General features: G+C 26.5%; 5 protein-coding genes. 1 reads left to right on the top strand and 4 read right to left on the bottom strand.

The window, feature by feature from the left end:
• Positions 1-196: 196 nt before the first annotated feature.
• Positions 197-1,492 (bottom strand): cryptochrome/photolyase family protein, encoded by a 1,296-nt coding sequence (locus tag BST80_RS03725; RefSeq protein ID WP_415746019.1) that lies wholly within the window; start codon positions 1,490-1,492, stop codon positions 197-199.
• A gap of 147 nt (positions 1,493-1,639) precedes the next feature.
• Between BST80_RS03725 and BST80_RS03720 the strand changes: the two genes are divergently transcribed.
• The gene (locus tag BST80_RS03720) at positions 1,640-2,329 is read left to right on the top strand and encodes a hypothetical protein (RefSeq protein ID WP_415746018.1); all 690 of its coding nucleotides are present in this window, start codon (positions 1,640-1,642) and stop codon (positions 2,327-2,329) included.
• A gap of 8 nt (positions 2,330-2,337) precedes the next feature.
• On the opposite strand, the gene dinB is transcribed toward BST80_RS03720, so the two are convergent.
• The 3 genes from dinB to BST80_RS03705 form a co-directional block, all read right to left on the bottom strand.
• Positions 2,338-3,594, bottom strand: a complete 1,257-nt coding sequence (gene dinB, locus BST80_RS03715; RefSeq protein WP_415746017.1) for a DNA polymerase IV — start codon at positions 3,592-3,594, stop codon at positions 2,338-2,340.
• 20 nt (positions 3,595-3,614) lie between these two features.
• Entirely contained in the window at positions 3,615-4,403 is a 789-nt protein-coding gene (locus BST80_RS03710) for a hypothetical protein (RefSeq protein ID WP_415746016.1), read from the bottom strand.
• 130 nt (positions 4,404-4,533) lie between these two features.
• Positions 4,534-5,568, bottom strand: a complete 1,035-nt coding sequence (locus BST80_RS03705) for a hypothetical protein (protein ID WP_415746015.1) — start codon at positions 5,566-5,568, stop codon at positions 4,534-4,536.
• Positions 5,569-5,833 lie beyond the last annotated feature (265 nt).

Here is a 5,833-nt window from a genome sequence, read left to right as displayed (position 1 = left end):
AGATGTATTTAAAATTAAATAATTTAAATAAAAAAGTCATTTTTCGTTGTAGGAAAATATTAAATATTGTAAACTGTAAAACGAAACGCGCTAAAACAACCCTTTAATAAGAGTTGTTTTAGCGCGTTTCGTTTTACAGTTTACAATATTCCTAAATAAAAATATGAACTTTGCTAGCATTTTTCCATAATGTTAGTTATTTACCTTTATAAATTTCTAACGCTTTTTTAACAGACATTTTGTAATCAACAATTTTATTAATTGTGGGGCGGTTTTTTAAAAACTTATTACAATATTTTGCTGTTGGATCATATTTTTTTTGTTGTAACTCAGGATTAAAAATTCGAAAAAATGGTTGAGCATCAAATCCCGTCCCTGCTACTCATTGTCATGAGCATTGATTTATAATAGGGTCATAATCTATTAACTGTTGAGCAAAATATTGTTCGCCTTTACGTCAATCAATTTGTAAATTCTTAACTAAAAACGAAGCACAAACCATTCTTGCTCGATTATGTAATAACCCTGTTTCTTTTAACTCTTTCATTCCAGCATCAATAAAATCATAACCAGTTTCACCATTTTGCCACTTTTGTAATCATTCTGGATTATTTGTCCAGTCAATTGTTATTTTTTTATTTCAATTTTCACTAAAAGATCATTGTTGATGTAATTGCGCATTATAAGTTACTTGATAATAAAAATCTCGCCATGCTAATTGGCGCGCAAAAGCGTTATCAAAAACACCAAATTTTTCAATGCTTCAAAGATAACATTGTCGAATTGAAATAACACTAAATTTTAAAGCAGTACTAATTTTTGCTGTACTAGTTTCTAAATCAACAAAATCACGAGTTTGATGATAATTTTGATCTAACTGAAAAATTGCTGTTTTAACTTTTTCAGGTACTAATGGTAAATTAAAATCACTAGATTTAACATTTGTAATGTCTTGTAAAATCTCAAGATTTTTTAATTGTTGGGGCAAAAAGGATTTAACTTTATAAGGAACAATCTTATTATCGTTAAAATATCCTTTTAATTTATTTCAAAATGGTGTAAAAACAGTATAATATCCATTTTGATTAGTTTTTATTGTTCATGGTTCTATTAATACATAATCATCAAATTCACGATAAATAAAATTATATTCTTTTGATAACTGACGCATTGCTTTACTTCGGTTAAGAGCAAATGGTGTATAATCACGGTTTGTATATATTTTATTAATTTTATAACCTTGGTCTAATAAAAATTTAATTCCGGTTTGTTCATTTTCACTTTTTAGAAAATTAACATGAACCTTTTTCCTTAATTGTTTTAAACAATGAACCATTGCTTGAAAACTACGAGGTGAAAAATAATTATTTGCTTTTATTTGTTCTTTTGTAAAAATAAATAATAAATAAATTTTATCTTCTTCATTAGCCAACTGAGCAAGACCAAGATTATCTTCAATTCTAAAATCACGATGAAAAATAAAAATGTTCATTAATTACAACCACTTTCTAATTTATTTTTTTATCATTATACTATAAATATGCTGTCACATAAAAAGGATTAAATTTAATCTAATACACATTTATTCCAATTTAAGTTATAATTATATACAGATATTAAAGAGAAGCGGGGAGTTAGAATGGGAGTACCAACATTTTGTCCAATTCATTTAAAAATTCATGAATGTTCAGAAAATAGTAATAAAGCTATTTCAAGAGCAACTGAAAATAAGATTAAAGCAAAAATGAATCGAATGCTAAATCCAACTACAACTAGTAATGAACCTATTAAACCAGCAGTAGTTGAAAAGGGAACAATTCAATATATTTTAGAAAATGCTAAAAAAAATAATGAAAACATTAAACACAAATTAGGAATTCCAAATGAAGATGAAAAAGCGATTGGTGTTGATGAAAATGATATTAAAGCAAAAATGGCTCGTTTACGTGCTGCAGTTACCAACCAACAAGAAGTAGGTGAAAGAGATAATAATAATTTATCTTCCCCTACTCGTACTAGTGAAGAAGACCCGTTAGAAACAATTAGTGATTTTGATAATAATGACTTAGATCAATTAAATGTTGAAATGCAAACTAACCAAGGGAAAAAAACCGTTTTAAACGCATCGAAACAAAAAAAGTCAATCAATAATAAACCTAATCCAGCACAAACAAAGAAACAAAAAACTACTACTAAGGAAAAAATAAGTCATAAACCAGTTGAACCAACTATTATCTTAACTTCAACAGAAATTGAAGCTTTAATTGAAAAAGCTGTTGTTAAAGCAATCGCAAAAGAAAAAAATAATAAAAAGAAAAGGGGAGAATAAAAAAAGATTTACTTCCCCTTTTCTTTTAATTTTGTTTCATCTAAAATACGTTGATCTGATTGAATATATTTTGTTTGGCTATGTAATAAGTATTTTATTTCTTCTAATTTTTGACCAGTTAATAACACATCCTGGCGGTATTTTTTATTAATTTCCTTAATTAATTTATTTGTTGTAGTATCTGGTTGTAAGGTTTCTAATGTTTCAAATGAAACTTGTTCTCTTAAATCATATTTACTAATAATTCCTCGTAAACCAACACCAATTAACCGAATTGGCTGACCTGATCAAAATTGATCAAATAATATAATTGCCACTGAATAAATATCATCTAGGAAGTTAGTATATTTTTTAATTGTTTGTTGTCTTGTAAAACGTTTTCGATTAGCATTTTTAAATGTAACATAAATGACATTGCCAACCATTGTTCGTTTTTGTGCTTGTTGACTAACATGTTTTGCTAATAAATAAATTTTATTCTTAATATCTTCATAATAAATTAAGTCATATTCAAAAGTTGTTTCATTACCAATTTGTTTTAATTTATTATGTTCAAAAGTTAATTGTTGTTCACCACCACCATTAGCCCGTTCAACAAAAGCATGTGCTGGTTTGCCTAAAATGGTTTCTAATGTTGCAAGATCAGCAAACTCTGCTAAATCTTTAATCGTATGAATTCCAATTTCATTTAAACGATGAGTTGCTTGTTTACCAATCCCAAATATTTTATTAACTGGTAATGGTTGAACTAAGTCAGTAACATCTTCTGGCCGAATTAACGTAATTCCCATTGGTTTTTTCATATCACTAGCAAAAATTGCTAGTGATTTATTATATGAAATACCAATACTATTTGGTAATCCAATTTGTTGAAAAACATTTTGTTGCATATCAAGCGCTAATTGCATTGCCGAACCATATTTTAAATAAATATCAGTTACATCAATATAACACTCATCAATTGAAGCCACTTCAATTTTGTCAGTATAATGCATACTAATAAAATCAAATAATTTTTGCGCAAAATCAACGTATAAACCAAAATCTTGCTTAACAATTTCAAGGTCCTGGCAAATTTCTTTTGCCTTATATAACGGCATTGGACTATTAATGCCTAATTGTCGTGCTTCATAATTCGCTGTTGTTACAACTGCTCGCCGTGAAGAATTAGCAACAACAAGTGGTTTTCCTTGAAAGTGGGGATTAGCAACTTGATGACAAATAGCAAAAAAACTATTCATATCAATATGAAAAATAACTTTCATTCTTTCTCTCCCCTATTTTACTAAAGGCCAAAGGGTCCTGTATATTTATAATTTTTTTTAAAAATAAAATTATAACCAAAAATATATGTAAACTGAATACTCCGTGAATAACTACGAGCAATAATTCAATCATCATATAATTCCGGAAACTGTTTTTTAACAAATGGTCGCATTTCTGTTTCATATCAATTTTCTAAATTTTGCTTAAAATGGCCATTAAAACTTAATAAAATTAAATATGCTGCAATAATAAAAATTAATAATAAATTTAAGACTCCATAGCGATTAATAAAATAAAAGAAATTGTTATGGTCTAACAAGGCGGGATTAGTTTTTAGAATAGCAATAAAAATAATTGTAAATAATGAGACGATAAGAAAGAATAACAATAATAATCGTGGAGCCAAATATAATAAAAAATGCATTGTTTGAACATGTTTATTTTTTAAATATAATTGGGTTGCAAAAAATGTTCGCCCTAAAACATAATCTAATCCCATCCCTGATAAAAAATAAGACTGATTAAATAATTGTAAATCATTAATATAAAATGTTTTCTTTTTATAAGAATGTGTAATTAAAACTTGGCCCGGTTTACGAACAAATTTTAAACCAGTAATTTTCTTTTTCGTTAAATAGCGATCAATTACTTCTAATGAAATCATTGATTGACTTGGAGCATTATTTAAATTTGGAATTGGAACTAAAATATTTCGGTAAGATAAAATTAAAAAAATTAATATAATAATATTAATCGCAATAAAAAATCCAATTAAAATAAAGGCTATTTCACTATTTCCTAATATCATCGTAATCATCCTCTACTATTAAATAATATAATAAAATAAACTGATACTCCTTATATTATATATTATAACTTGAAAGTGTAAACATTAATAGGTTATTGTGCTAAAAAATATTTTTTCTTTTCCCTTTACTCTAATTGTTATCTTTTGTAAGAGTTATTTCCTCAATTAATTCAATCTCTCCAGTTTTAACTTTTTGTAATCGTTCTTTAACTATTGCTGATAAGGATAGTAAACTACCATTATTTAATTTCATTTGTAACAATTTTTTTCGTTCTTCATTATTGGGGTCAGCTGCTAATTTTAATAAACGCAAACGTTGTTCATAATTTAAATTATTGGGATCTATCACATCCTCATCATTAATAAAGATTGCTTCTTTTTTACTTACATCAATATTTATTTTAGCATTTTTTAAGATATTGCTCATTGTTAATGGTTCATTGTCTAAGATTTCATCTGAAATTAGCGGTATTCCATCATTACTATTATATAAGGACAAATTATCATTATTTTTACCCTGTACTTTTGAAAGTAAAACTGGATTATTAAAATATTTTTGGTCAGGATAAACCTCCTCACCGCCAACGCATGGAGTCGCATCTAGTACAACTTGAGCTGGTTTATTTAATAATTCTTCTAATGATTTAGGAGCATAAAAACTATATTTTCGGTGTCCTTCAATCCGTGGTTCTTGAACTCGATTTCGTAGAACATCTAATTTACGCGTAATTAAATTAGCTTTTGATTTTTGCCAACGATCATAAATTTGATTAACATCAAGTGCTGGAGTAACCATATCATTTTCATTAAATGGAACAAATCGATTCTTATTATTTAAATTTAATTCATCTAAATCAGTTAATTCTGTTGCTTGGTTAATTTCTGCCCCTTCTATTGGTTGACATTCAGAATAATCTAATTCATCATAATTATCATTGTGATCAAAAACATCATTTTGAACATTATTTTGTTTAACATTAAATTTATTATTGTAATATGAATATGTCTCAAATTCATTTGTTAATCTAGTAATTTTATCAACAGAATTTTGATTATTATTTAATATCGTTTTATCTTGCAAAATTGAAGTTGGTCGTTTTGCTGTATCAAAATCATTTGGGTCATAATCATCTCAATAATCAATTACTTTTTTATTATTTTCCATTATTAAAACCCCCATACTTTTTTTATTTATTTATTATACTATAAAATTAAGGTGAAAAAAAGGGTTCAGATAACTCTGATTTGTGAAAACCATATACATTTTAGACCACTGATTTAGTCTTTAAATTAGAATGGAGATTAAAATGAAAAAGTATATGGTAACAAGCATTCCAACTGAAAATGAATTATATTCATTACAACGAAAAATAAAAAAATGATATTTACAACAAAAACTTACAAAAGAAATAAATTATATTTATCAAATT

The sequence above is a fragment of the Spiroplasma sp. Moj genome (assembly GCF_016082285.1).
Lineage (GTDB): Bacteria > Bacillota_I > Bacilli_A > Mycoplasmatales > Mycoplasmataceae > Spiroplasma > Spiroplasma phoeniceum.
This window is presented reverse-complemented; position numbering and strand designations above follow the sequence as displayed.